The following is a 24,150-nucleotide window of genomic DNA, read 5'->3' on the forward strand; positions in this document are numbered from 1 at the left end:
CGAATGTATGAATCGTTCCTTATCCTAATCGTTCACCATGACCATCTTGATCGCGGAACCGCGATCGTCATGCATCGCCTTCATCGCGTCCGGGAACGCGTCCAACGCGAACGTATGCGAGATCAGCGCCTCGCCGTCGACGGCGCCCGACTTCAGCAGCTCGATGCATTTCGGGAAGAACAGCGCCGGCGTCGCGTGGGAGCCCCGAAGCTGCAGCTTCTTGAAATGAAACTCGTTCGCGTCGAACGCAATATTCGCGCCGGCGCCGTATTCGATACCGATGAAGCCGATCACGCCGCCGGTCCTTGCCGCCTTGAACGCCGACGGAATCGTCGACGGGGGCGCCGAGACGAGCACCCGGTCCACCCCGCCGCGGTCGAAGGCGTACGTCTCGAGCGGCGTCTTGTCCGTATAGATGATTTCGTCCGCCCCGAACGCGAGCGCGGTCTCGATGCGCTTGACCGAGTGGGACCGGGCCGCCGCGTAGATTTTGCGCGCGCCCCGAAGCTTCGCGAGGCGAAGCGCCATCAGGCCGATCGGACCGAGGCCCAGTACGAGCACGTCGTCGCCCATGCGGATGTCGACCGTCTCCGTCAGGTCCATCGCGACGCCGAGCGGCTCCGCGAGCGACGCGACCGCGAAGGACAGCCCTTCGAACGGCACGACGACCTCCTTCGGCGCGACGACGTACTCGGCGAAGCCCATCGAGAAGTTCCGGCCCCAGAAGCTCGGTCCCTTGTTGCACAGATCGTAGCGGCCGTCCCGGCACCATTCGCATGTCCGGCAGAACGTGCTCGTCTCCAGCGTCACCGAGGCGCCTTCCGCGACATGATCGACGCGCGCGCCTTTGCGGACAACGACGCCCGCGATTTCATGGCCGATCGCTTCCCAATCGGCCGCGGCCGATTTCACGCTCGTCATGTCCGTCCCGCAAATGCCGCACGCTTTGACCCGGATCAGCACCTCGTCCTCGCCGATCTCCCCCAGCTCGCCTTCGCGCAGCTCGAACTGAAACGGCGCCTTGGCGTACCACGCTTTCGTTCTCATTCCGTAACCTCCCCGACAATCCGTATTCATTCATGTCCATTCGACAACTCCATTATAAGCGTTCGCGGCGGAACGGACAGTCCGTTATCGCGCCAAAGCCTGCCGTTCCGTCACCGCGCGGCTTTGCCCTCGCTCTGCCGGCTTCGCCGGGCGGCTGGACAAGATTCATCATTATTTGCCGTCCAAGAGAAACGCCGAGAGCTCCGCCGCAATGCGTTTGGCCTGAAGCTGCTTCGTGTGGCCGAGTCCCTTCTTGCTTACGAGCTGCGCTCGCGGCAGTACCTGGGCCAGCGCTTGCGCGGCCCGCCGCAGCGAGACTGGACTTTCCGTTCCTTCAAGCACCAGCGCCGGCATGCGAACGCCGCTCCACTGATCGGCAGGGAGCGGTTGTCCAGACATATATACATCGAGCAATGCCGCATCGTACGGGAGCGTGTGGGCCACCGCCATCAGGCTGGACCATGCCCCCGGCATCAACCGCATCATCAAGACAACGAAGGAAGGCGCCCCCATCCCCTTGGTCATGAAATAGTTGACGGCTTCGGCCCGGCGATTGTCCGCAATCAGCGCCGTGACATGCCGGAGCAGCTCTCGCGGCGGCTGATGGCCCGACGCATCTACGACGAACGGCGGCTCGTGCAGCGCTAATTTCGTAATATTCGCCCCGCTCGCCGCTGCCTTCAGGGCAAGAACGGCGCCGGAAGACAATCCCCATACATGCGCCGAACCGCCTGCTTCGTCGATCAACGCGCGAAGATCTTCGATCTCCCGCGCGATGGCATAGGGCTGCTTGTCTTCGCTGTCGCCGCGGCCGCGGCGGTCGTAATTGAAGACCGTGAACCGCTCCGACAACTGGGCGGCCAGCTTCGTCATGCCCGGGAATTTCCGGTAGCTGAACGCCCCTCCGACCAAGATGAGCGCCGGTCCTTGACCGGATTTATCATAGGCAAGCCTGGTGCCGTCTTTCGATATTACCGTGTTCATATCCGTTCCCCCTTTGGATGACGGTTGGCGTCCTACAGCGTGCTGGAGGCTTGTTTCACCCATTCGGTTAGCTGGCCGCCATCCATGGGCTGGCCGCTGCGAAACTTGACCGTCTGGCGTTCCGGCGGGCCGTCGAACATCCCTTCGGGCAGCTCGAGCCCGGCCGCGTTGAAGATCGTGAAGCTGACCGCGTCCTTGGATGTCGAGATCACCGCGGCGTATTTCTTGTTGACTAGAAAATGCGGCTTATTGTACTGCATGCGCTCTTGAACGCCGGGAATGGCATGATGGACGACCTGGCGCAAATCGCGGCAAAGCCGGCCCTGCCACGGCTCTTTGACTTTCTCGATGAAATCGGTAACCTCTTGGTTCATTGGATGGTCCCCTCTCGTATCCATGCGTGTTTATTCTGCGGCGCACTCGGAAGCGCGCCTCGCAAGCAGCTCGCGATCCTTCTCGTTGCGCGCCAAGGCCGCGGCTTGGTTGAATGCCAAGCATGCTTCTTGCTTGCGGCCCAGCTTCTGCAGCAAGTCCCCCCGCACGCTGGGCAGCAGATGGTAATTGCTCAAGGACGGCTCGTGCAGGAGCGCGTCCAGGACTTCCAGGCCCACTTCCGGACCGAACGCCATCGACAGCGCGACTGCCCGGTTCAGCTCGACCACGGGCGAAGGCGCGACTTGGGAGAGCGCGTCGTAAAGCGCCGCGATCTTGACCCAGTCCGTCTCCGCAGCCGTGCGGGCGCGGGCGTGACACGCAGCGATCGATGCCTGGATCAGATAGGAACCGAATGCTTTGCCGAGCCGTTCGGCACGTTCGATTGCCGCCAAGCCTCTGCGGATGAGCAGGTGATCCCATAGCGCCCGATTCTGATCCATGAGCAGTATAGGTTCGCCGCCCTTGCCGACTCTCGCTTTGAATCTGGACGACTGAATTTCCATCAGCGCCACGAGTCCATGGACCTCCGGCTGCTCCTGCGCGATTTCGGCCAGAATTCTACCCAGCCGAAGCGCCTCCATGCAGAGCATGGGCCTGATCCAGCTGTCTCCGGAAGATGCGGAGTAGCCCTCGTTGAACATGAGGTAAATGACCTCGAGCACGGACGATAATCTTGCCGGCAGCTCGGCCTTCGGCGGCAGCTCGAAGGGGACGCGCGCCGCGGCAAGCGTGCGTTTGGCCCTTACGATCCGTTGCGCGACGGTCGGCTCCTGAACAAGGAACGCGCTTGCGATTTCCTCGGTCGTCAACCCGCCCAGCAGCCGAAGCGTAAGCGCCACCCGCGCTTCGGGGGAAAGAACCGGATGGCAGGTCGTAAAGATCAGACGAAGGAGATCGTCGCCGACGGGATCGTCCAGCCTCTCGTCCCAATCCGGCTCATGCTGCCTCTCGACTTCCCGGCCGAGCTCCTCGTATTTGCGGTCAAGCGCCTTATTCCTGCGCAGGCGATCGATCGCCCTGCGTTTCGCGGTTGTCATCAGCCATGCTCCCGGATTGCCGGGTATGCCCGTCTCCGGCCATCGTTCAAGCGCGATGATCAGCGCATCCTGCGCCAGATCCTCGGCAAGCCCCACGTCGCGCACCATTCGCGCCAGTGCCGCGATGATCTTAGCCGACTCGATTCTCCAGATCCCATCGATGGTGCGGTGGACGGAGGACTCGTTCATGCCCTTGGCTTCCTCGTCACCCGTTCGCGCATTTCGTTCTCCTTGGCTAACGCTTCCGGGTCCGAAGTCAATTCGAGCGCTTCGAACACTTGGTGCAGCTCGATCTGGCCTTGCCCGAATCCATGCGGATCAGGCATGCGCATCGCCCACTCGATCGCCTCTTCCCGCGATTTCACTTCGATCAAGGTGAAGCCCGCGATCAGCTCCTTCGCTTCCGTGAAGGGACCGTCCGTTACTTTCGGCTTGCCGCCCGGCTCGGGATACGAGATGCGAATCGCGCCTGCGCTGGGGTGAAGTCCTTCCGCCGCGACCAGCACGCCGGCTCTCGCCAGCTCCTCGTTATATCTGGCCATGGCGTCGAACAGCTCGCTGCTTGGCAGAACGCCGTTCTCGGAATCGGTCGTCGCCTTGGCGATCATCATGAATCTCATCGTAAAATCTCCTCCATATTTCGAATTGGCTTCGGCTTTCTATATAGACAACGAACGGGGAATGGACGGATCGACAAGCCATTCAAAAAACTTTCGTATCTTATTTTCACCGCACGCCACCGGTTCCCCTTCCCGAACACCCAATCGCAGAAAACGAAGACCGCCATGCGGAAATCGATGACCGCCAAAATAAAAACGGAAGCCGATCGCTTGACCGGCTTCCGCGTATGAAGCAAACAACACAGCATGAACCCCTTCAAGTGTCGGCGCCTTCAAGCCGCCTGCGGCAGCCGCAGCGAGATGACCGCCCCGCCGGCCGCCTGGTTGCGCGCCTCGATTCGTCCGCCGCAGCGTTCGACGATCGCGCGCGAGATGGCGAGACCGAGCCCCGTCTGGCCGTCCTTGCCTTTGATGAACCGATGGAACAGCTGCGGCAGCAGGCTGTCAGGGAAGCCCTTCCCGTCGTCGGCGACCGAGAGCGTAATCTGTCCGCCTTCGACGCCGATCTCGATGACGATCGTCTCGGCCGCGTAACGCGCCGCGTTGGAGACGATGTTCAATAGCGCCTGCAGCAGCTTGTCGCGATCGGCGCTCACGGCAAGCCGGCTTTCCCGCGCGCCGTTCTTGTACCGCGTATGAATGGCCAGCCCTCTTGCGGCGAGCAGCGGGTTGATGCGCTCGATCGTTTCCGTCACGATCTCCTGCACGTGCACGTCCGACGCCCGGAAAATATCTTCCTCGCTGTCGAGCTTGGCCAGCAGGGTCATCTCCGTGACGATGCTGGTCAGCCGGCCGCTCTCGCTGATGATGATATCGAGTCCCTTATGCGAGCTTTCGCCTTCGAAGACGCCGTCACGAATGCCTTCCGCGTATCCGGCGATGGACATGAGCGGCGTCTTCAGCTCGTGGGAAGCGTTCTGGAAAAACTGCTTCTGCGCCCGGTTATGCCGTTCCAATTCCCCGGCCAGCTCGTAGACCGACCGCGCCACCGCTCCGATCTCGCCGCCCGCCTTCACGAGCGCGACGTCGCCGAATTGCCGCCGCTGCACCTTCCTCAGCTCCTCGCGCAGACGCATGAGCGGCCGGATCAGTCTTCGCGTGATCAGCAGGCTGAGCAGCATCACCAGCACGCCGCCGACGGCCAGCACGAGCAGCAGGCGGACGAAGAGATCCTGTTCGACCTCCTTGATCTTGCTGAGCGGCGACAGCAAGGTCAGGGTTCCCTGCGGGACCGCGCTCACGTTCGTGATATAGCCGCTGACTTTGGCGATGGCTTGCACGCTTTGAACCACGATTGGTTTCGCCTTCATGCTCGTGACCGCCGCTTGCGGGAGCGGTTGTACGCCGACCGCGTTCAATGCGGCGGAGCTGCCGGTCTGCAGCACGTTCCCTTCCGTATCCGAGAGGTAGTACTCGACCCCTGCGGGAGCGGCGACCGTCAATCTCGAGGCAGCGGCATCCTGAAGCACGGGCCGTTCCGCGACCGCGGCCATGTCCGTCATGGCGGTCTTGCCGGCTTCCCGCGACAGCGTCGTCGCCATCGACATGCCAATCGATTGCAGCTCCTGCCGCTGCGCCGTGATGAAATGATCCATCAGCACGTAATGGATGACGACCGCCGTAATGCCGAGCACGGCAACGAGCAGCACGCCGAACGCCACATTGATTTGATGCACGAGTTTCATGCGTGATCCCCTCCGTCCGCCCGCAGCCGGTATCCATGTCCCCAGACGGCCTCGATCGGCAGCCGTTCGGCCTTCTTGCGAAGCCGCTTGATCAGATGGTCCACCGCCCGGTCGCTGCCGAAATAATCGTCGCCCCAGACGAGGACGAGCAATTCATCCCGCGTAAACGCGCGGTTCGGATGCTCGGCGAACGCCCGCAGCAGATCGAACTCCTTGAAGGTCAAGTCCAGCTCCTCCTTGCCTAGAAAGACGCGGCGCTCGTTCGGCAGGATGCGAAGATCTCCGACGTCCACGCTCGTCTGCCAAGCCGGCGGCGATGACGCGGCCCTGGTCGCATCCGCCGGTTCGGCCGCCGCCCGGGACTTGTACCAGCGCTGAAGCTGGCGCTTCACGCGGGCCACGAGCTCGCGCGGACTGAACGGCTTCACGAGGTAATCGTCGCCGCCCAGCTCGATGCCGAGGATTTTGTCGACCTCGTTGTCCTTGGCGGAGATCATGATAATCGGCACGTCGGCTTCATCCCTGATCCGCCGGCACAGCTCGTACCCGTCCATGCCGGGCAGCATGATGTCGAGCACCCACAGGTCCGGGGGATCGTTCGCCCACAATTGCAGCGCTTCTTCCGCGCTGCCGAGTCCGATCGTATGGAATTGTTCCTTATGCAGATAAGCTTCGACCAGGTTGCGTATGTTCAAATCGTCGTCAACGACGGCAATCGTAAATGCATGCAAGACATTGTCCTCCGTTTCGAAATCGTCGATTACTCTCCTAGTATAGCAAGCCGTCATCGGCCACAGGGGCTTGCCATCGTTTTTCCACAAGTTCACCAACGGCTTGCCACATATGGCCGGTAAGATGGGAGTTGTCAGACCCAATCAAACCGAACAAGGAGCGTGTCCATCTTGAAAAGAAACATTGCCGTTACCAAAATCGCCGCTATTGCCCTCGCCCTGTCCGCCTTCGCCAGTCCGCTGGCCGCCAATGCCGCAACCGGGCCGTTGACCGACTTCTACGCCGCCGCGCTGAAGCAAGCGGACGAAGGCAGCGCGCCGGGCAAGAACGCAGCCGCCGTCGTCAGCGTCGTCGCCTTCCATCCGGCCGACCCGCTTCAATTGGCAGCGCAGTACGCGCCGGACACCGTACAGGAATGGAAGGCAACGCTGGCCGAATTCGAGACGGTTATGAAAGCGAAGTACGGCGACCTATCCGCGAGCGCTAGCGCGTCGGCCGTTCTCTTACCTGCAGACGGCAAACCCGTTATCGTCGCAAGCGGCCAAGTCTCCGCCGTTGCGCTGACGACAGCCGAGACGGCCGACGGGAAGCTGGTTACGATCCGCAGTCTGGACGGACAAGCGCAGCTCGTCCCGGCCATGCCGCTGGACGAGCCGAAACAGCCGGCCGTCGTGAAAGTCGAAGCGATTCCGGCGAGCAAGCATGACACGGCGGTCTTGAACGATGCGTCGTCGGCTGCAAGCGCGACGACGGCCGCGAGCGTAAAGGCGGTTACCGATGTTAAGACGATTGCGAACGTTAAGACGGTTGCCAGCGTTATGGGAGCTGCGAGCGTTAAGGCGGTTGCGAGCGTCGCGCTGGCCACGATCGCAGACGGCGTAACGGTCGAGGCGGCGGGCAAGACGGCAGCGGGCGGCCAATCCGCGAGCGCTTCGCTCACGGACGGCTCCATGTTGACCATCGTTCAAGACGGCGCCAAGCTCGATCCGTTCTTCGCAAGCCAGGCTGCGCTCGACCAAGCCGTCCATGCCAAGGACGCCGCTGCAATCAAGGACGCGTTGGCCAAGCTGCTGACGCAGTATCACAGCCGCATCGACGAGCTCCGCAAAGCGGAATAAGCCGATCGGCCGGGCAAGCCAACCGGATAAGCGGACGCATCCCCGTGCGTCCGCCGAACGGCAATAAGAGGTGTCCCGCCGTCATCCAAGATGACGATGGGACACCCCCTATTCGAATTTCGCTTCGTTCAACGTTCCCTAACTTGAATACTCGCCTTTGATAACAAAGTACGACCCGCGAATGGTGCCGGCCAGTTTCGACTTCTGCCTGGCGAACTTGAACTTCCCAAGCGCCTCGGGCACTTCCATTCCCTCCGCTAGCTTGAAGCCGACGGCCCGCTTCTTCGGGTCATCCAACGTATACAACACGTTGATCGAGAGTCCGTCTTCATAGAAGACGTACGTCCAATCGATGTTTTCCACCCGGAAACGCGACGTTTCCAGCGGTTTGGCCGCAATCTCGATCCCGCGCTCTTCTTTCAGCACGCGGTTCACGTAATCAAGCGTCGCCTGGCTTTCGGCAGCCGGCACGACCGTAAATTCATGCTTGTATTTGTTCATGAAATAACGGGCTTCGTTCGCGCGCAAACCGGCAAGCGCCTCGACGACAGGCGAAGACTCCAAACCAGCCGTGGACACCTGTTTAAAATCAACGACAGACGGCATTTCCGTCCCTCCCTTAATCACGCCCTTGACGGGATGTTCTTCTTGTTTATACGTGTACGGCCACCGGGCAGCTGCAATGAAAAGCGGCACGAGCAAGACTGATTACCGATCGGACACTGTTTGGTGTCGATCAGATTATAAGACACCGTTTGGTGTCCTGTCAACAGCATGTTCAAGCTTCGGCCGCTCGCCCGCTTCCCGAGCACCGTTCGATAATGCGCCGCATTCCCGGAACGCGAAATGTTGACAGCCGACGCACTTGGCGGCATCCAGCTGCGAGATGGCGTGCCCGATCGCCTCGCCGGTATGGGCGAACAAGCTTTCCGCCCCGATTCGTTCGAACAAGCCGGTCCTTCTCAACACTTCCAACGGCTGCGGCTGTATGCCGGATACGAGAACGTTCCCGCCCGCAAGCTTGACGTCGTTCACGAGCGCAGCAAGGCTGGACTCGCCGGTCATATCCATGAACGGCACCTTCCCCATTCGCAGAAGCAGAACATTCGGTCTCTGCCGGCTTAGCGCGTCCTTAATGGATTTCTCGAGCATGTCTGAGGCACCGAAGAAGAGCGCGCCTTCAATGGTGTAGATGCTGATCTGAGGACAATCGCGGTTTTCGGTAACCCTATGCGGCTTCACTTTCCCGTGCCTGGCTGCCGGGTCCGGCAATACTTTGGCTACTTTCAGAGCATCGCTCATTCGCTTCACGAACAGGATGACGGCCAAGAGCAGGCCGACTTCGACGGCTGTCGTTAAATTCGTCAATACGGTCAGCAGGAAGGTTATCGCGAGCACGACGGAATCGCTTGTTCGGGTTTTCAAGATATGAAAGAATTCGCGGCGCTCGCTCATATTCCAGGCAACGACCATAAGGATGGGCGCCATGCTTGCCAGCGGCACTTCGGACGCGTAGGGAGCAAATACGACCAGCACCAGCATGACTACGAGTCCATGGATGATGCCCGATAGAGGCGAGACGGCGCCGCTTCTAATATTCGTGGCCGTGCGCGCGATCGCTCCGGTCGCGGGAATCCCCCCGAAGAGCGGCGTCACCATGTTCGCGATTCCTTGTCCCACCAGCTCGCGATTGCTGTTATGACGGCTGCCGGCCATACGATCGGCTACGACCGCCGATAACAGGGATTCGATTCCGCCCAGCATCGCGATAACGAAGGCCGGACGAAGCAGCATTTGAACGCGGTCCCAAGTAACGGCCGGGAAATGAAATTGGGGCAGTGAGGTCGGAATGGCGCCATAGGTCGTCTTGATCGTCGCTACGTCTCCTTTGAAGAACAGCGCCGCAGCCACGCTCGAAACAAGGAGTCCCAATAAGGAACTCGGCACCTTCGGCAGATATTTCATGGATAACAGGATGAACGACAAACAGATGATGGCCGTCGCGACGCTGTAACCGTTCACGCTGGTCAGATGAACCGCGATTTCCTTCATGTTGGGAAGAAAATTCTCATGCTTGCGTATTTCCTTTAACCCTAGGAAATTAGGGATTTGTCCGCTGAAGATAATGACGGCAATGCCGGAGGTAAATCCGATGGTTACGGGACGAGGGATAAACTTGATTAACGCGCCGAGCTTCAATGCCCCCATAAGGACGAGCATGATCCCCGCCAGAAATCCGGCAATCAATAAATTCTCATACCCATATTGCAGTACGACGGCATACAGAACGGGGATAAAAGCGCCGGTCGGACCGCCGATCAGAAATTTAGAGCCTCCGAGCAGGGATGTCAGAATGCCCGCGACAATCGTTGTGTAGATGCCGTATTCGGGCTTGACGCCGGCTGCGATCGCAAATCCCATTCCGAGCGGAATCGCGATAATGCCGACGATGAGACCCGAGATCAGATCCTTGCGAATGGCGGATGCATGGTAGCCTTCAAATCTTCCCGTCCATTTCATTCGAATACCTTCTTTTGTATTAATATTTGATTATTTGAATATATAAGAAATGTTACTCCCCGAAATTGGCGATGTCAATCGAAAACTCCGGTTTCCGGACAACAAAAAAAACAAGGAGCACCTTGTTTTCGGGGAGGTATTATTCTCTTCGGATGACTTCTAGCAGCGATATGGCATCGACAAGATGATTATCGAAGATCTGCTTCGCGACGGCCAGCAGTTCTTTGATCAGCGGATCGCGCAGCGAATAAATAACCGACGTGCCTTCTTTGATGCCGGTCACGACATTCTTGCTTCGCAATACCGATAATTGCTGGGAAACGGCGGAGCCTTCCGATCCGAGAATACTTTGGATTTCGTTGACGTTTTTATCGCCGTCGCTCAGAACCTCGAGGATACGTATTCGCATCGGATGGGCCATCGCCTTGAAAAAATCGGCTTTGAATTGTTGAATCGATTGATTTGGAATCATCGTGAATGCTCCTTAATATTGAAACGTTTGAATTTATAAATATAATAACATAATTCTTCAACAAACATGACTGGTTTGTTAACCGGCGGCCGCTTTATATTCACGCTCCGATCATGTTCCGATTCACGTTCCGTTCCCGCCGCCGATTCGGCGGATAACGATGCCGGTCTCCTCCTTCCATTCGCTTAGCCAATAACGATGCGTTATACTATGAATATTCATAAATTCAGTTATTTGATTATTAATTCCATGCTTGTTGACAAGGAGAGGAACCGCATGTCCGAAATCGCGAATCATGAATCGCCGCATCAAGCATCGTCTTCTTGCGGCAGCTCGGATCGCTCCGACATAAAAATAAGCCGCCAGGCCGTTATCGGGAGCGGCGTGAAGGCTTTGCAGCAGATCGGATCCGCAGCCATCTGCACCATATGCATCGGCTACGGCGGATCCTGCTGTTATGGCTGTCGTCATCTGGCGGACGGCATCGGCTGCCGGCAGCGAAATACGAGCTGCACCGCGTGGTTATGCGGCTTCTTAAAGCTCCTCCTGCTCGAAACCGGCCTGCTGGAGGAATGGAACGATTACTGGGATCAAGTTCCCGGCCAAGATTTCCGCAAGGATTTCACGCCGGACGAGTTCTTCATGAACCGGCCGCTCCGGCTTCCGAATCTACGACGTCTCAGCGAAGCGCTCGCGGACGACCTTAAGGACCTTGAGGATGCGCACATTGCTAACGGCTTCATATTGACGCTCCGCGAGAAGATCGACAAGAACATCGATCTCCTGGAGGGATACCGCGGCAATGCCATCAAGCAGAACAGGATGAGGAAGAATATCGCGATCTTATCAAGTCCCTTTTATCGTTTTCAACAGGAGCTCCGGGACTATCGCCGAAGCGATCCGGTACGATGAACGGGTGAGCTCCTGCGGATTGCGCGGAAGCGCCTGAAATGCGCCGGCATTCAATCGCATCGAACGGCCGGAATCGCGATGCTCACGTCCGTGCCGATTCCGGGTCGGCTGTAGATGCTGACGCCGTATGTCGCGCCGTACTGCAGCTTAATTCGTTCGTCGACGTTATAAATCCCGTATCCGCTCCGCCCCTCCGAAGAAGCATGGAATAATCCGGCCGCAACGGCCGGGGTCATCCCGGCGCCATCATCGATGATTCGGAAGATAAGCCTGTCACCCTCCAGGCGTGCGCACAGCCTGACGTTGATGCTATGACTGCACATGGCATGCTCCAATATGTTCTCTATGAAAGGCTGCAAAATGATTTTGATCGTCTCGTACCCGTATACGTCCGGACTGATCTCCGTGTAGACCCGCAGCCTGTCCCTGTACTTGATTTGCTGGATTTCGACGTACGTCATCGCTTGCTCAAGCTCCTTGGTGACAGGAATGATGTTCTTGCCCTCATTCAAGGTCAGCCGGTAGAATTTCGAGAGCCCCATGACCATTTCGTGCAGCTTGTCGATCTCGCCGAATTTCGCCAGACGGCTAATGGAGGACAGCGTATTGTATAGAAAATGCGGATTGATTTGCGCCTGCAGCGACTCCAGCTCCGCTTCCTTCTTCTGCAGATTGGTCACGTACACCTCGCGGATGAGCTCGTCGACGTCTCGGCCCATCCTGTTGAACGCATCGGCGATCAGCGCGAACTCGTCCCGTGAGCCGAATTCGATCCGTTTCAGGAAATTTCCTCTCCGGACCGCATTGAGCGAGACGATTATTTTGTTCACGCGCTTGGAGAAATACCGCGCGACTCCCCATCCAAGCATCAGCAGCGTGAGCGCGCTTCCGATGCATACCAGGACGGTCATGCTGCGCAGCTTGCGAATGCCGAGCTCCAGGCGCTCGTTCGGGATCAGTGCGACGAGCCGCCAGCCGGTTTCCGGAATCGTCTGCCGGATGACCAGATAATCGTCGCCGAAAGCGCCTTCCAATTCGCTCTCCACCATCGCGGGTCCTCCGGACCGCTTCAACAGCAAGCCATTGTCGCCGAAAACGTACAGTCGGCTCGATTTGCCGAATTTGGCGGCATTCACCGCGTCCAGAAGCTGGTCCAAGTTGACGATGGTCCTCGTGAATCCGATTTGACGGAGCTTATCGAAATCGACCAGCCGCCTCAACAGCGACATATTGCCGAATCGCCGGTCATTGTCGACTTGTCTCCACAGCGATTCCTTTCCGGCGTAAACGGAGGAGGGGATGGTGTTCTCCCCCTGCCAGGGAAGACCTTGGTACCACGCCTCTCCTTCAAGCCGATTCAGCTGCTGAATGTCGAAGCGATTGCTGGGTATTCCGCCGGCCAGCGGATCTGCGTCGAACTGCTGCAGTCCGTATACCTCGAACATGTTCGGATTGTTGAAATAAATGCGAAGCTGCGCCGGCCCATGGGACAAGCGCATCGCGTTCGCGAAGCTCGGTATCATATAATTTTGCAGCGATTCATAGGAATAGAAACCTCGCTCGTAGGAGCGGAGAAGCTTCTGCAGCGTTTCGTCGCGGAAGATCACGTCCGTGATCCCTTTGACCTCGCCGATCTTGTAGACGATATTATCGTTCACTTGGGACATCGTTCCCTGCAGGTTCGTCTCCGTCTGCGCGCGTATCGCGTCCAATGCCAGCGCATAGGCGAAATACCCGACCGTAATGACCGAAGCGAGCACGAGCACGAGGTAAGAGATCATTAGCTTGTAGCCAAACGGCAAGAATCGTTCGGAATGCGCTCGCATGGACGTCCCCGCCTTCAACATTGTCTTCGGAATTCGTTCGGGGTCATGCCGAACAGCTCGCGGAATTGGCGGCTGAAATACGTCAGATTCGTATAGCCTATTCGATGCGCAACCTCGAATACCTTCAGCTTGGGATCTCGAAGCAGTTCGCAAGCGCGCTCGAATCGCCTGCGAATGATATAGTCGCTCAGATTCTCGCCCGTTTCTTCCTTGAAGAGATGACCCAGGTAGTTCGGGGAGAACATGAAATGCCCGGCGAGTTCGCGAAGCGACATCGCGCTGTCCAGCCTCTCGGACACGTAGGCTTCCAATTCATCGATCAGCTTCCGGTTCTTCTTCAGCTTCTTGCGGTGCAGCAGCTCCGAAATTTCGAACAGCCGCTTGCGCAGCCAAGACTGAATATCGTAAATGGTCTCGAAATGAAAGAGGATGTCCAGATGCTCGAACTCGATTCCGAGCATCCGCTGCAGGTTCTCGTTCAGCGACTTCAAATGAATGTCAAGCTTGCTGACGATATGGAACGTAAAGTTGTACACGGTCAGCCGATTGCCCAAGCTTCTTGCATATGCGACGAGCTCCTGAAGCGCGTCGTCAATCCGGACGAGCTCGTAGGCGGATACCGCGGCGAACATCTCTTCCAGGATGCGGTCCATGTCGGCCGCTTCCCGCATATGGTGCTCGGGATTGTCGACATGGGAGAGAATACGGTCCTTGCCCATGAAAATCTTCGATGCCAGGATGGCTTTCGCCTGACGGTAGGAAGCGCCGACCTCTCCCAGCGTCTGCACGGAAGGTCCGACGGCCGCAGTGACGGTCGCTTTGTTCGATTCGCGTATTCGCTGAAGCACCTGCTCAAGCATGCCGTCGAAGTCCGCTTGGCGCGACAAGACAGCGATTCGGTCCGGCGCCGTACGGCAAACCGCATTCGCGCCTTTCTCAAGCGCGGATTGCGCGATATACGAGAACAGCCGCTGGAGGTTCGCCGCCCTGGCTTCTTCGGACAGAGCCCCCCATCGCAGGTGGAGGTCGTCCGCTTCCAGCAGCGCTACGTGGAATGGACCGTTATCGCTTCGAAGACCGGTCTCGTCCAGCATCTCAATTGGGAGCGCGTTTCCTCCGTCTTCCATAGGAGGTCCTTCGAGCCACCGCAGCAAGAGCTCGTTGCGCGCAAGCGTCACCGATTGCTTGTAGGCCTGCTCAAGCTTGGTTTGCTCCTGCGATTGATCCAGGCTTTGCTTAACCTCGGTCAATACGCGAATCAGCTCGTAATCGTCCACCGGCTTGAGCACATACCCCTGCACGTTCAATTGAATCGCTTGCTTCGCATAATGAAAATCCTCATACCCGCTTACGAATACGATCTTCAGGGACGGATTCGACTCGAGCGCCCGCTTCGCGAGCTCAAGCCCGGACATGATCGGCATCTTGATGTCCGATACGAGAATATCGATGGGAGCGGCGCGAAGAACCGCGAGCGCGTCATAACCGCTGGAGACCGCTGCCGCAACCTCCATGCCCAGTTTCTCCCAAGGTATGAGTCTCTCCAGTCCCTCCAGATCCAGTGATTCGTCATCCGCCAATAGCACGCGGTACATGGTTCTCCTCCTAATCATATGGATACGGCGCCAAAACGGCCAAGAAGACATACGCAGGTGGTATGTCTTCTCCGCAATTCGACCGGACGGACGAATCACTGGCCGTTTATCTTCTTCAGGTTCGCCTGCCATTGCTTCGTTCTGTATGCAAGCAGCTTATCCAATCCTTGGCTCATGGCCGTATCGTTCAGTTCCTTCAGGATCGCCTCGACTTCCTCGTCGTTCTTGGCGAACAAAGCCTTCGCGATATACTTCTTATGCAAATCGTCGATCGCCGTGCGGGCGATGCCTTCCTCCGAATCCGGCGTCGGATCCAGGTTTACGAAGGCCGTGGTATTCTGGGACGTGACCCACGTGACATTGACCTGCAGGACGGAAGCCCAGTTGCGCTGCTCCAAGGGGAGCGTCTCTTCGATCTTGGTCTTGGTGGTATCGACGAAGGTCGTGTTGCCAACCCAGTTGAACGTGCCCATCTTGTCTTTGTCCTTCTCCGCCTGCGGCACCGTTTTCCATTTGTCGTTGGGAATCGGCTCGCCTTGCTCGTTGCGGCTGTCCCAATACCGTCCCGGCGGTCCGAACATCATGACGGACTGTCCTTCCTCTCCGGTGATCCAATCCAGGTAAGCGAAGATGCCTTCCGGATTTTTCGCGCTCGTCGTAATGACGATCGAATTCCATCCGAGCGAGTTGTAGCTATTCGGGAATACATGGTCCTTCGGCACGTCTTCTTGATGAATCGGCCAAATGGCTTCATAGCCTCCATCCGGATCCTGGCTCTTCAGAAACGTGTTGCCTTCCGACATCGAAGGCTCCGTCACGGAGTAGGAAGCGTAAACGGCCACGCGTCCGGTTTTCAGCTTCTCGTTCACTTGTTCTTTCTTCTGGGTCATGGCATCTTGCGTCATCAGCTTCTCGCGGAACAGCTTGCTGCCGAATTTAACCGCGTCGATAAAGGCGGGTTCGGTATAGAGCGAAGTCAGCTTATCCCCGTTCGGCACGCCCCGCATCCCGATATACGAAGGCGAGAAGTCCGCCTGCATGCCCGAGGTGAAGATGTCGACAGCCTGAGCATCGATATCCGATTCCAACGGAACGATGTTCGGATACTTGTCCTTGACCTGCTTCAGGTATGCGTACAGATCGTCGAACGTCTCCAGCTTCGGAGAGCCGAGATCCTTGTAAATCTTCTTATTGATCAGATAGCCGGCGTTCCCGTTCGGACGGGACGTATACCAATTCGGGAATTGATAGATTTTGCCGTCGCTCGAACGCAGCATGTTGATCGTAGCATCGCCAGCCCATTTTTTCAAATTCGGATATTTCTCCAGATAGTCGTCGAAGGCGACCAGTTTGCCCGCTTCCCGCAGCTTCTCGACGTCGGCACCGCGATCGGTCATCATGACGTCCGGCAGGTCGTCGGACGCGATCATCGTGCTGAGCTTTTGTTTCGCCGTTCCTCCCGATTGAATCGGCTTAACGGTAACCTTCAGATTATCCTGTACCCATTTCGAGGACGGATCCGCTGCCCAAGGTTCCGTCGTCATCCAGTCATAGTTGCCGTAGAACGTGAATTCGAGCGGTTCCGAGCCGAGCTTGAACAGTTGGCCGTCTCCCCCGGCGTCGTTCGCCGGCTTGTTGGCGGCACCGTTCGCTTGCTTATTGCCCGTGCTCGCCGCAGGCTTGCTTGCGTTGTCCCCGTTGTTCGCGTCGTTGCTTCCGCAGGCGCTCAACACCAAGCTCGTTCCTAGAAGAAGCGCAGCCGCCGAGGTAATCGTCTTCCGAGTTTTCATGCCAATCCCCTTTCGATTTCAATCTCCTAAGCCATCATGCTCGACTTTGTTCTATGTACACGCTCCTAAGAGCCGCGACACCATCCCGGCGCGTCGTTAGCCTTTCAAAGAACCGACCATGACACCTTTCACGAAATATTTCTGGAGAAACGGGTACACCGCCATAATCGGCACCGTGGCAACGATCATCGTCGCCATGCTGAGCGACTTGTTCGTGACGGTGGCGGCTTTGGTCATCGCATCGATCGCTGCCGCGTTGCCGCCCGTCGCTTGATTCAACATTTCCGTTGCCAGATTGGAATTCAATATTTGCTGCAGAACCGCCGACGCCGGCAGCAGCTCGGTATTGTTAATGAAGATCGCCGGCGTGAACCAGTCATTCCAGTGATAGACGGCCGTAAACAACGACAACGTGGCGAATACCGGACCCGATACCGGCAGAACGATTCGAAAGAAGATGCCGAAATCGCTGCAGCCATCGATCTTTGCCGACTCCTCCAAGCCGTCCGGCAGCTCCATGAAGAACGTTCGGAAGACGATCATGTTCCATACGCTGACGATGCCGGGAATAACCATGACCCAGAACGTATTCTGCAAACCAAGGTCTCGGTTCAGCATGAAGAACGGAATCAGGCCGCCTTGAAAAAACATCGTAAACACGCAGAACAGCATGTACTGGTTCCTGAACATCGTATGACGCTTGGACAAGCCGTACGCCATCAAGGACGTGAACAGCGTAGACAACAGCGTGCCCAGCAGGACCCTGCTTATCGAAAGCAGGAACGCATGACCCATCCGGCCGTCCTCGAACACGATCTTATAATTATCGAACGTGAATACCCTGGGCCAGAACGTAATGCCGCCCATCGACGTGTCGGATCCGGCATTCAAGGAAATGACCAGCGAATTCCAGAACGGATACAGCGTGACGAAGCCCAGCAGAATCAATAGGACGTAAATAACGAATTGAAGAACCTTCTCTCCCGTGCTCATACTCATCTATCGTTCACCGCGCTTTACCAGGAAGATTGAATTACCACAAGCCTTTTCCGTAGCGGCGGGCGAACCCGTTCGCCAGCAGGAGCAGGCCGATATTCAGAATGGATTTGAACAATCCGACGGCAGCCGCATAGGAATAACGCTGGGTTTGGATGCCGACGCGGTATACGTACGTGTCCAGAACGTCCGAAACATCGCGCAGGATCGCGTTATTGCCGTTATTGGTCAACATCAGGATATCTTCGAAACCCGCGTTAAGCAGATTGCCGACGGCCAAGATGAAGAAGATGGTGACGACGGGCAAGATGGAAGGCAGCGTTATCGATACGATCTGCCGCGACCGGCTTGCTCCGTCCATCGCAGCCGCTTCGTACAGATGCGGATCGATACCGGCGATTGCGGCCAAATAAACGATCGAAGCGAATCCGATGTCCTTCCATATATTCGAAGCAATAAGGATCGTCCAGAAATAGTCCGGTATCGACATCCAATTGATCGGCTCGTGGATCAGGCCGAGTTTCTGCAGGGCGATATTGATGCTGCCGTTATCCATGGAGAGCATCGAAATGACGAAACCGCTGACGACGACCCAGGAGATGAAATGCGGCAGGTAGCTGATCGTCTGGATGATGCGCTTGAACGCCTGCTTCGTGATTTCGTTCAGCATGAGCGCAAGCACGATCGGCGCGGGAAATCCGATCAGAAGCTTGAGCAGGCTCACGACCAAGGTGTTTCGCATGATCAGCCAGAAATCCGGCGAGTGGAAAAACATGCGAAAATGCTTGAAGCCAACCCAAGGGCTATGCGCCATTCCTTTGAACAGATTGTAGTCCTGAAACGCCATCAATACCCCGTACATCGGTATGTAGCTGAACACGAAGATAAGCGCAATGCCGGGAATGATCATGAGCTGAATCGCCCATTGGCTTCGTAAACGCTGCCAAACGGAGCCGGCTCTTCGTCTCTCCGCATCCGCGGGACGTCCTAACGCCCGGTTTAATTCCATGTAAGTTGTCCTCCTTTCGCCAAACCGGATGTTATTTTACAATCGCATCACTAGCATAGTCTAGTTCGTCCTGGCGCCTCAATCTACCGAATCAACGAAAAATGGCATTTTCCAACGAACGTCGGGGCATGTGCCATTCCGGGCTCTACAGCCTTATAAAGCGAAGAAAAGGGTTTGCCCAATTCCGGCACTGCAAACGGCGGAATTGGACAAACCCTTCACTATATTCACCATGGCCAACCCTGTTCACGGATTCACGCGATGACGTGAAGCGATGATTGCACAAGCAACACGAGATGCATACAACCGCCCGCAAACGAAAAGAGAAACCGCTGCCGTTTTGAAAAACGCGGGTTTCTCACCGTTCTGGATCGATAATTCATGGGTCATCGTATTGGATGAATGACCCGTGGTTCCGGTTCCTCCTGCGGCTCGTTCGGATTCCGCGTCATAGTGGCGACAGGTGTTTGGATCGTTCGGCCCAGTCGATCCCGAGCGACATGACCTGCTCAAGGTGCTTTTGCCGTTGAGGAACAGCGCTTCCACGCATCGCCGGCCCATAATAATGATCGCGCGCGTAATGATAATGCAGCAGGCACTGCGCTTCCAGTTCTTCGAGCGCCTTCTCGCCGGTGAATCGCTGCGAGGCATTAATCGTAAACATCCGCCGATAACCGTTACCGCCCCATGAAGAATGAAACGTCTCGTGCTTGAAGACGAGAACGTCTCCCGGAACTACATCCAGTGCGACGGCCGGTACTTCACTGCCGGAAATTCCCCAGCTCTGCTCAGCATTCCAGATCTTCTCCATTAAATCCCGATAGAAAACGTCTCCGAATCGATGGCTGCCCGGAATAACGCGGAGGGCGCCATTATGGGCCGTAAGCGAATCGAGATAAAACGCGATCTTGATATGCTTGCGGCTTTTCTCCTGACCATCCGGATGCCACGAGGTGTCGCCGGAGTAATAATTGCCATCGCTGCCCATATAGTTGTAATCGCTTCCGAGCAAGCAAGTCAGAATGTCGTTAATCGCGGGATGCTCCAGCATACCGCTGAGTTTCTCGCGCTGATCGATAAAGGGCACGATCATCGTGCGCTTGCTGCCGTCATGTTTTACGTTTCGGAACATAGGGAAGACCTGCTCGAATTCCTCTTCGATCCAATCGATGTCGGCTTTTAGAAGGCCGGGAAATTTGATAAATCCGAAGGTGTCAAAAAAATCGATCTGCTTAGCGTCCATAGGCTTATATCATCCTTTCGATGCTTTGAGATAACCCCATTATATCGAATTTATCGCCATAGGACAGTACTGCCGGCAGTAGCCTTGTACAGAACCTTACACACCTGCCTCAGCGCGTCAAACCCACAATAATGCCGATAAAGTTGCTGTTCGGGCAACTTTCCCAGCCACGGACCGGTAAAATGCCGATAAAGTTGCTGTTCGAGCAACTTTCCCAGCCTCTGACCGGTGATAATGACGATAAAGTTGCTGTTCGGGCAACTTTCCCAGCCTCTAACCGGTGATAATGCCGATAAAGTTGCTGTTCGAGCAACTTTTCCCGCCACGGACCGGCAAATGCCGATAAAGTTGCTGTTCGGGCAACTTTCCCAGCCACGGACCGGCAAATGTCGGTAAAGTTGCTGTTCGAGCAACTTTTCCCGCCACGGACCGGTGATAATGACGATAAAGTTGCTGTTCGAGCAACTTTTCCAGCCACGGATCGGTGATAATGACGATAAAGTTGCTGTTCGGGCAACTTTTCCAGCCACGGACCGGTGATAATGACGATAAAGTTGCTGTTCGAGCAACTTTTCCAGCCTCTGACCGGTAAAAACGCTGATAAAGTTGCTGTTCGAGCAACTCTTCCAGCCACGGACCGGCAAAATGCCGGAAAAGTTGCTGTTCGAGCAACTTTCCCTCCTCGTACCAGTATAGCTTTGCAAAGAGCCTGCCATAAGGAATGGAAAACTTTATAGTAATGAGAGTTCTCCTAAGGCGTGGTTGTGCGAACGCCGACGAAAGGATAGCTCCCCTCTTGGAAATGCAGTCTGTGAGGATCTTTGCAAGTCTGCTGTGCTGCCGGGGCTTTTTCACCCGATTGCTACGGTATCGCCTAGCCGAATTCGCCCCGGCTTGAGGACGGAAGCGTAAACCCCGAACATCAAACCGAATTCTTGGTTTACGAGCTTGAGCAAGGAAGGATCCTTCTGTTGCGTGTCCGGATCCATCGTGATCACGACGCAGCGCTCGCACAAGCTGTCGGCTTGTAACTCAACTTCGCCAATCGTTATCCGTTGGCCAACCCATTCCGTTTCGACCGGCGCGTCGTCATTCAGATTCACGATGAAGTTGCCGCGGAACCGGCGCGGATCGAGCGGCTTGCCCCACAGGGATTCGAGCTTCTTCAAGGAGGCATCCGTCACGAGCAATATACTGGCGGCTTCCACAGAAAGCAACGGCACGTTCTTGGCTTCCGGATTCGGCGCCTTGATTCGTGATTGCGTTAGTCGCGTCTTCGTCTGGCCCTGCAATTCGGCGAGCAGCTGCTCGTCCCAGCCAAAGCGGCGCCCGTCCGGGGCTGTCACTTCAATGCTCCCGTCGTTGAATCGCGCTTGATAGTTCAGCATGTTCGGGATGTTACGCGCGGTAATGTATTTGAACCAGTCTCGTTTCGTTTCGTCATAGAACGAGCAGAATCTGTCGCCCAGCATACCGTAATGCTCGATTTCGCAATTTTCCAGCCGTTCTCCCGCGAACGATTTGACCGGAAACCGGTAAATATCGCTGATTTGCCCAACGTTAACAGTCACTTCGGAGCTCCTCCATTCGATTCCAAGTTCACAACAGAATCATTGTACTTGATCGCGGCAGAGGATGCCAAAATTTCAATCCGATTCCCTTTCCAGCTTCGCTTTTTCTTCCGCAGCCGGTCGCAGAGCCCGTTCACAATAGCGAAATCTTCTGCTTCAGCTCGGCCCGCCTCGTCACTTCAGAATCATGGCGAATGTAATGAATGACATTCGATCTGCGCCATCGGTCCGCGCTCTTATTTCTTAAAGACGAGTGGACAAGCAGGTTATGGAACACGATAAAATCTCCCTTGCTCAATTCGACCGGTATTTCTTGCGTCAAATCGACGTTCTGGGCCTCGCTCATAAGCGGATCGTACTCCTTCAAGTTGCGGACATCGCTATGTTTCAACAAGCCGAGGCGATGACTTCCCGGGACAACCCATAGACAACCATTCTCGACATCGGTATCTTCCATGGCCATCCAGACGCCGATCAGCGTATTCGGTTCATTATGGATGTAATTGTAATCTTGGTGCGGCGCCTGTCCGAGAGAGCCCGGTTCCTTGAAGAAATACATCGTCTGGATGCCGACGGCCTCGTCTCCGAGCAGCTGGGCCAATGCTCCCCGAATGATCGGCAGCTTCATCATTTGAAGCGAGAACGAGTCGCTCTTATGCGGATTAAAGACCCGCGTCGTGAATCGGCTCTTATCGAAGCTGTCGGCCTGGTTATGCTTCATGCCTTCCTTCACCCATTCCGGCATCTCATCGGCCGCAAGCGCGCGAAGATCGTGGATATGGCGATTATAGGCATCGATGAGATCCGTACTGACGCTGTTTTTGATAATTAGATAACCGTTGTTCGTAAACGCCTCGATTTGGCTCTCGGTCAGCGGGTTTAAGCGAGTCTGTTGTGCTTTATCCATGCTCTGCAGCCTCCAAATTCATTAGGTTGTATTTTATCTAATTTATTTGATTATAAGCTAACAAAATTCATGTGTAAACGTATTCTATCCCTATATTTACCCGAATGAAATTGATGGTGCTTTTGTTTTATGTTAGAATATTTCCTAACTAAATGAAGGCGGGATTCGACCATGCTGATGTTGAACAACGATGAACGATCGCTGAAAATCTACGAAGCCTTGGCCTCCAGGCCGCGATTGACCGTGATCGAATTATTAGCCAAGCAGGATATGAACGTGAAGGAGCTGGCGGAGCGTCTCGGTTTCTCGTCCGCGACAATGACGATGCACATCAAGAAGCTTGAAGAAGCCGGCATTGTCGTCAACCAATCCGTCCCGGCCAGGCATGGACATCAGAAGATATGCAGCTTGGCGTTGAATGAATTTACCGCGCAGTTCCGTTCGCCCGCTGCCGAGCCGGAGCGGGAATATTATCACTCTTCCATTGGCGTTGGCCAATACGTGGATTACGCTATAACGCCGACCTGCGGCATGGCCTCGCGCGAATCGATTATCGGCCAGATGGACGACCCCCGTTATTTTAGCGATCCCGGTCATTTGGAAGCGGCGATTATTTGGTTTGCAAGCGGCTATGTCGAGTATCGCATTCCGAATTATTTACTGAATACGCAGCGTTTGAAGTCCATCGACATCACGCTCGAGCTATGCTCCGAGGCGCCGGGCTTCAATGAGCAATGGCCGTCCGATATCGCTTTCGCCATAAACGGACGGCATATAGGCACCTGGACGTGTCCGGGCGACTTCGGCCATAAGAAAGGAATCCTGACGCCCCCTTGGTGGAACCATGGCACGCAATACGGCTTGTTGAAGGGGCTTCGGGTTACCGAGGAAGGCAGCTTCCTGGACGGCATCCGTCTGTCCGATACGACGATCGCGGACTTGGCGATCATGAACGGGAGAGATCTTCCATTCCGGATCGAAGTATCCGAGGAGGCGCGTCACGTCGGAGGCGTCGTGTTATTCGGCAAGGACTTCGGCAACTACAGTCAAAATATCGAAGTCTACTTGAATTATGAACATGTTGAAAAATAACAGGAGGAGAAGGGTCATAAGGACCGTATATATTTTTTAGCTATCTATAAAAATAAACTTCGGCCATCCTTTATTAAAAGAATTAAGGAAGCAGCCGCGGATTAAGCTGGAAGCAAAGAGTAGTTTTGAAACCGAGTGGTAGGTCATCCGGTGGATCGCGCAGCATTGTCACCGTCGGCGGACCGAATGAAGCATATGGAATTTTCAAGGAAGCCATCATTGGCTATAGCCCTGAATAATGGCTTGAAAGGCGACATATGCGTCTCGCCCTTTCCGGCATCCTTCACGCGCGGACACCGGATGCCTTTGGCCTTTTGGCGTTGCTTTTGAACTTTGCCTTCGGTTTTGCAGCATGCTGTGTTTGCCAAATTCATAGGCAGTCATGGTGATGGTCATAGCTCCTATCCATCCATTGATGTTCCCCTACCATCTGTTCCGTTCAAATAACAGACAAGCCCGCGGATCGTGTAGATCAAACCACTTCCAAATAACCTCGCTGTGAGTACCTGTCCGAGGAGCAGATTATACAGTAACGAACTAAACCTAACGCCAACGTCAG

The 24,150-nt window shown here is 56.0% G+C and carries 23 protein-coding genes; 3 read left to right on the forward strand and 20 right to left on the reverse strand.

Annotated elements, in window-relative coordinates:
- Positions 1-24: 24 nt before the first annotated feature.
- From GXP70_RS22505 to GXP70_RS22535, 7 genes are all read right to left on the reverse strand, one after another.
- The gene (locus tag GXP70_RS22505) at positions 25-1,047 is read right to left on the reverse strand and encodes a zinc-dependent alcohol dehydrogenase (RefSeq protein WP_162358909.1); all 1,023 of its coding nucleotides are present in this window, start codon (positions 1,045-1,047) and stop codon (positions 25-27) included.
- A gap of 171 nt (positions 1,048-1,218) precedes the next feature.
- A complete protein-coding gene (locus GXP70_RS22510; protein ID WP_162358910.1) occupies positions 1,219-2,031 on the reverse strand; it encodes an alpha/beta fold hydrolase in 813 nt (270 codons plus the stop codon).
- Positions 2,032-2,063: 32 nt separating this feature from the next.
- A complete protein-coding gene (locus GXP70_RS22515; RefSeq protein WP_162358911.1) occupies positions 2,064-2,405 on the reverse strand; it encodes a DUF1801 domain-containing protein in 342 nt (113 codons plus the stop codon).
- A gap of 30 nt (positions 2,406-2,435) precedes the next feature.
- A complete protein-coding gene (locus GXP70_RS22520; protein ID WP_162358912.1) occupies positions 2,436-3,692 on the reverse strand; it encodes an RNA polymerase sigma factor in 1,257 nt (418 codons plus the stop codon).
- Positions 3,689-4,123, reverse strand: a complete 435-nt coding sequence (locus GXP70_RS22525) for a YciI family protein (RefSeq protein ID WP_162358913.1) — start codon at positions 4,121-4,123, stop codon at positions 3,689-3,691. The genes GXP70_RS22520 and GXP70_RS22525 overlap by 4 nt, the downstream gene beginning before the upstream one ends.
- A gap of 272 nt (positions 4,124-4,395) precedes the next feature.
- Positions 4,396-5,808: a sensor histidine kinase gene (locus tag GXP70_RS22530; protein WP_162358914.1), complete on the reverse strand. Its 1,413-nt coding sequence runs from the start codon at positions 5,806-5,808 to the stop codon at positions 4,396-4,398.
- Positions 5,805-6,539, reverse strand: coding sequence for a response regulator transcription factor (locus GXP70_RS22535; RefSeq protein ID WP_225442521.1), 735 nt, complete (start codon positions 6,537-6,539; stop codon positions 5,805-5,807). The genes GXP70_RS22530 and GXP70_RS22535 overlap by 4 nt, the downstream gene beginning before the upstream one ends.
- A gap of 171 nt (positions 6,540-6,710) precedes the next feature.
- Here GXP70_RS22535 and GXP70_RS22540 point away from each other — a divergent pair, with 171 nt between their 5' ends.
- Entirely contained in the window at positions 6,711-7,658 is a 948-nt protein-coding gene (locus tag GXP70_RS22540) for a hypothetical protein (protein ID WP_162358915.1), read from the forward strand.
- A gap of 138 nt (positions 7,659-7,796) precedes the next feature.
- Here GXP70_RS22540 and GXP70_RS22545 read toward each other — a convergent pair whose 3' ends face one another.
- The 3 genes from GXP70_RS22545 to GXP70_RS22555 all read right to left on the reverse strand — a co-directional run bounded on the left by GXP70_RS22545 (position 7,797) and on the right by GXP70_RS22555 (position 10,650).
- Complete coding sequence (locus GXP70_RS22545; RefSeq protein WP_162358916.1) at positions 7,797-8,264, reverse strand: phage tail protein; 468 nt, start codon at positions 8,262-8,264, stop codon at positions 7,797-7,799.
- Positions 8,265-8,399: 135 nt separating this feature from the next.
- On the reverse strand, positions 8,400-10,178 hold the full coding sequence (locus GXP70_RS22550; RefSeq protein ID WP_162358917.1) for a SulP family inorganic anion transporter: 1,779 nt from the start codon (positions 10,176-10,178) through the stop codon (positions 8,400-8,402).
- Between the two features lie 139 nt (positions 10,179-10,317).
- The gene (locus tag GXP70_RS22555; RefSeq protein WP_162358918.1) at positions 10,318-10,650 is read right to left on the reverse strand and encodes an ArsR/SmtB family transcription factor; all 333 of its coding nucleotides are present in this window, start codon (positions 10,648-10,650) and stop codon (positions 10,318-10,320) included.
- Positions 10,651-10,926: 276 nt separating this feature from the next.
- On the opposite strand from GXP70_RS22555, the gene GXP70_RS22560 reads away from it, so the two are divergent.
- On the forward strand, positions 10,927-11,562 hold the full coding sequence (locus GXP70_RS22560; protein WP_162358919.1) for a hypothetical protein: 636 nt from the start codon (positions 10,927-10,929) through the stop codon (positions 11,560-11,562).
- A 50-nt stretch (positions 11,563-11,612) separates the two neighbouring features.
- On the opposite strand, the gene GXP70_RS22565 is transcribed toward GXP70_RS22560, so the two are convergent.
- The 9 genes from GXP70_RS22565 to GXP70_RS22605 form a co-directional block, all read right to left on the reverse strand.
- Positions 11,613-13,388, reverse strand: coding sequence for a sensor histidine kinase (locus tag GXP70_RS22565; protein ID WP_162358920.1), 1,776 nt, complete (start codon positions 13,386-13,388; stop codon positions 11,613-11,615).
- Positions 13,389-13,402: 14 nt separating this feature from the next.
- On the reverse strand, positions 13,403-14,983 hold the full coding sequence (locus GXP70_RS22570; RefSeq protein WP_162358921.1) for a helix-turn-helix domain-containing protein: 1,581 nt from the start codon (positions 14,981-14,983) through the stop codon (positions 13,403-13,405).
- Between the two features lie 95 nt (positions 14,984-15,078).
- Positions 15,079-16,773 carry an extracellular solute-binding protein gene (locus GXP70_RS22575; protein WP_162358922.1) on the reverse strand — a complete coding sequence of 565 codons (1,695 nt, stop codon included), beginning with the start codon at positions 16,771-16,773 and terminating at the stop codon, positions 15,079-15,081.
- A gap of 96 nt (positions 16,774-16,869) precedes the next feature.
- Positions 16,870-17,772 (reverse strand): carbohydrate ABC transporter permease, encoded by a 903-nt coding sequence (locus GXP70_RS22580; RefSeq protein ID WP_162358923.1) that lies wholly within the window; start codon positions 17,770-17,772, stop codon positions 16,870-16,872.
- A 34-nt stretch (positions 17,773-17,806) separates the two neighbouring features.
- Complete coding sequence (locus GXP70_RS22585; RefSeq protein ID WP_225442890.1) at positions 17,807-18,679, reverse strand: ABC transporter permease; 873 nt, start codon at positions 18,677-18,679, stop codon at positions 17,807-17,809.
- A gap of 547 nt (positions 18,680-19,226) precedes the next feature.
- Positions 19,227-20,021 (reverse strand): phytanoyl-CoA dioxygenase family protein, encoded by a 795-nt coding sequence (locus tag GXP70_RS22590; RefSeq protein ID WP_162358925.1) that lies wholly within the window; start codon positions 20,019-20,021, stop codon positions 19,227-19,229.
- Positions 20,022-20,294: 273 nt separating this feature from the next.
- A complete protein-coding gene (locus tag GXP70_RS22595) occupies positions 20,295-20,693 on the reverse strand; it encodes a hypothetical protein (RefSeq protein WP_162358926.1) in 399 nt (132 codons plus the stop codon).
- A gap of 179 nt (positions 20,694-20,872) precedes the next feature.
- Entirely contained in the window at positions 20,873-21,592 is a 720-nt protein-coding gene (locus tag GXP70_RS22600; RefSeq protein WP_162358927.1) for an MOSC domain-containing protein, read from the reverse strand.
- A 133-nt stretch (positions 21,593-21,725) separates the two neighbouring features.
- Positions 21,726-22,499 carry a phytanoyl-CoA dioxygenase family protein gene (locus tag GXP70_RS22605; protein WP_162358928.1) on the reverse strand — a complete coding sequence of 258 codons (774 nt, stop codon included), beginning with the start codon at positions 22,497-22,499 and terminating at the stop codon, positions 21,726-21,728.
- A gap of 171 nt (positions 22,500-22,670) precedes the next feature.
- Here GXP70_RS22605 and GXP70_RS22610 point away from each other — a divergent pair, with 171 nt between their 5' ends.
- Entirely contained in the window at positions 22,671-23,591 is a 921-nt protein-coding gene (locus GXP70_RS22610) for an ArsR/SmtB family transcription factor (RefSeq protein WP_192043380.1), read from the forward strand.
- A 216-nt stretch (positions 23,592-23,807) separates the two neighbouring features.
- On the opposite strand, the gene GXP70_RS22615 is transcribed toward GXP70_RS22610, so the two are convergent.
- Positions 23,808-23,987 (reverse strand): hypothetical protein, encoded by a 180-nt coding sequence (locus GXP70_RS22615; protein WP_162358929.1) that lies wholly within the window; start codon positions 23,985-23,987, stop codon positions 23,808-23,810.
- Positions 23,988-24,150: the final 163 nt, after the last annotated feature.

The organism is Paenibacillus lycopersici (genome assembly GCF_010119935.1).
GTDB classification, from domain to species: domain Bacteria; phylum Bacillota; class Bacilli; order Paenibacillales; family Paenibacillaceae; genus Paenibacillus_Z; species Paenibacillus_Z lycopersici.

Coding starts and splice junctions, on each gene's coding strand:
- GXP70_RS22525 (WP_162358913.1), bottom strand. CDS start 4,123: ATGAGATTCATGATGATCGCCAAGGCGACGACCGATTCCGAGAACGGC.
- GXP70_RS22510 (WP_162358910.1), bottom strand. CDS start 2,031: ATGAACACGGTAATATCGAAAGACGGCACCAGGCTTGCCTATGATAAA.
- GXP70_RS22570 (WP_162358921.1), bottom strand. CDS start 14,983: ATGTACCGCGTGCTATTGGCGGATGACGAATCACTGGATCTGGAGGGA.
- GXP70_RS22585 (WP_225442890.1), bottom strand. CDS start 18,679: ATGATCATTCCCGGCATTGCGCTTATCTTCGTGTTCAGCTACATACCG.
- GXP70_RS22505 (WP_162358909.1), bottom strand. CDS start 1,047: ATGAGAACGAAAGCGTGGTACGCCAAGGCGCCGTTTCAGTTCGAGCTG.
- GXP70_RS22530 (WP_162358914.1), bottom strand. CDS start 5,808: ATGAAACTCGTGCATCAAATCAATGTGGCGTTCGGCGTGCTGCTCGTT.
- GXP70_RS22565 (WP_162358920.1), bottom strand. CDS start 13,388: ATGCGAGCGCATTCCGAACGATTCTTGCCGTTTGGCTACAAGCTAATG.
- GXP70_RS22560 (WP_162358919.1), top strand. CDS start 10,927: ATGTCCGAAATCGCGAATCATGAATCGCCGCATCAAGCATCGTCTTCT.
- GXP70_RS22590 (WP_162358925.1), bottom strand. CDS start 20,021: ATGGACGCTAAGCAGATCGATTTTTTTGACACCTTCGGATTTATCAAA.
- GXP70_RS22545 (WP_162358916.1), bottom strand. CDS start 8,264: ATGCCGTCTGTCGTTGATTTTAAACAGGTGTCCACGGCTGGTTTGGAG.
- GXP70_RS22605 (WP_162358928.1), bottom strand. CDS start 22,499: ATGGATAAAGCACAACAGACTCGCTTAAACCCGCTGACCGAGAGCCAA.
- GXP70_RS22555 (WP_162358918.1), bottom strand. CDS start 10,650: ATGATTCCAAATCAATCGATTCAACAATTCAAAGCCGATTTTTTCAAG.
- GXP70_RS22580 (WP_162358923.1), bottom strand. CDS start 17,772: ATGAGTATGAGCACGGGAGAGAAGGTTCTTCAATTCGTTATTTACGTC.
- GXP70_RS22550 (WP_162358917.1), bottom strand. CDS start 10,178: ATGAAATGGACGGGAAGATTTGAAGGCTACCATGCATCCGCCATTCGC.
- GXP70_RS22610 (WP_192043380.1), top strand. CDS start 22,671: ATGCTGATGTTGAACAACGATGAACGATCGCTGAAAATCTACGAAGCC.
- GXP70_RS22615 (WP_162358929.1), bottom strand. CDS start 23,987: ATGACCATCACCATGACTGCCTATGAATTTGGCAAACACAGCATGCTG.
- GXP70_RS22575 (WP_162358922.1), bottom strand. CDS start 16,773: ATGAAAACTCGGAAGACGATTACCTCGGCGGCTGCGCTTCTTCTAGGA.
- GXP70_RS22520 (WP_162358912.1), bottom strand. CDS start 3,692: ATGAACGAGTCCTCCGTCCACCGCACCATCGATGGGATCTGGAGAATC.
- GXP70_RS22515 (WP_162358911.1), bottom strand. CDS start 2,405: ATGAACCAAGAGGTTACCGATTTCATCGAGAAAGTCAAAGAGCCGTGG.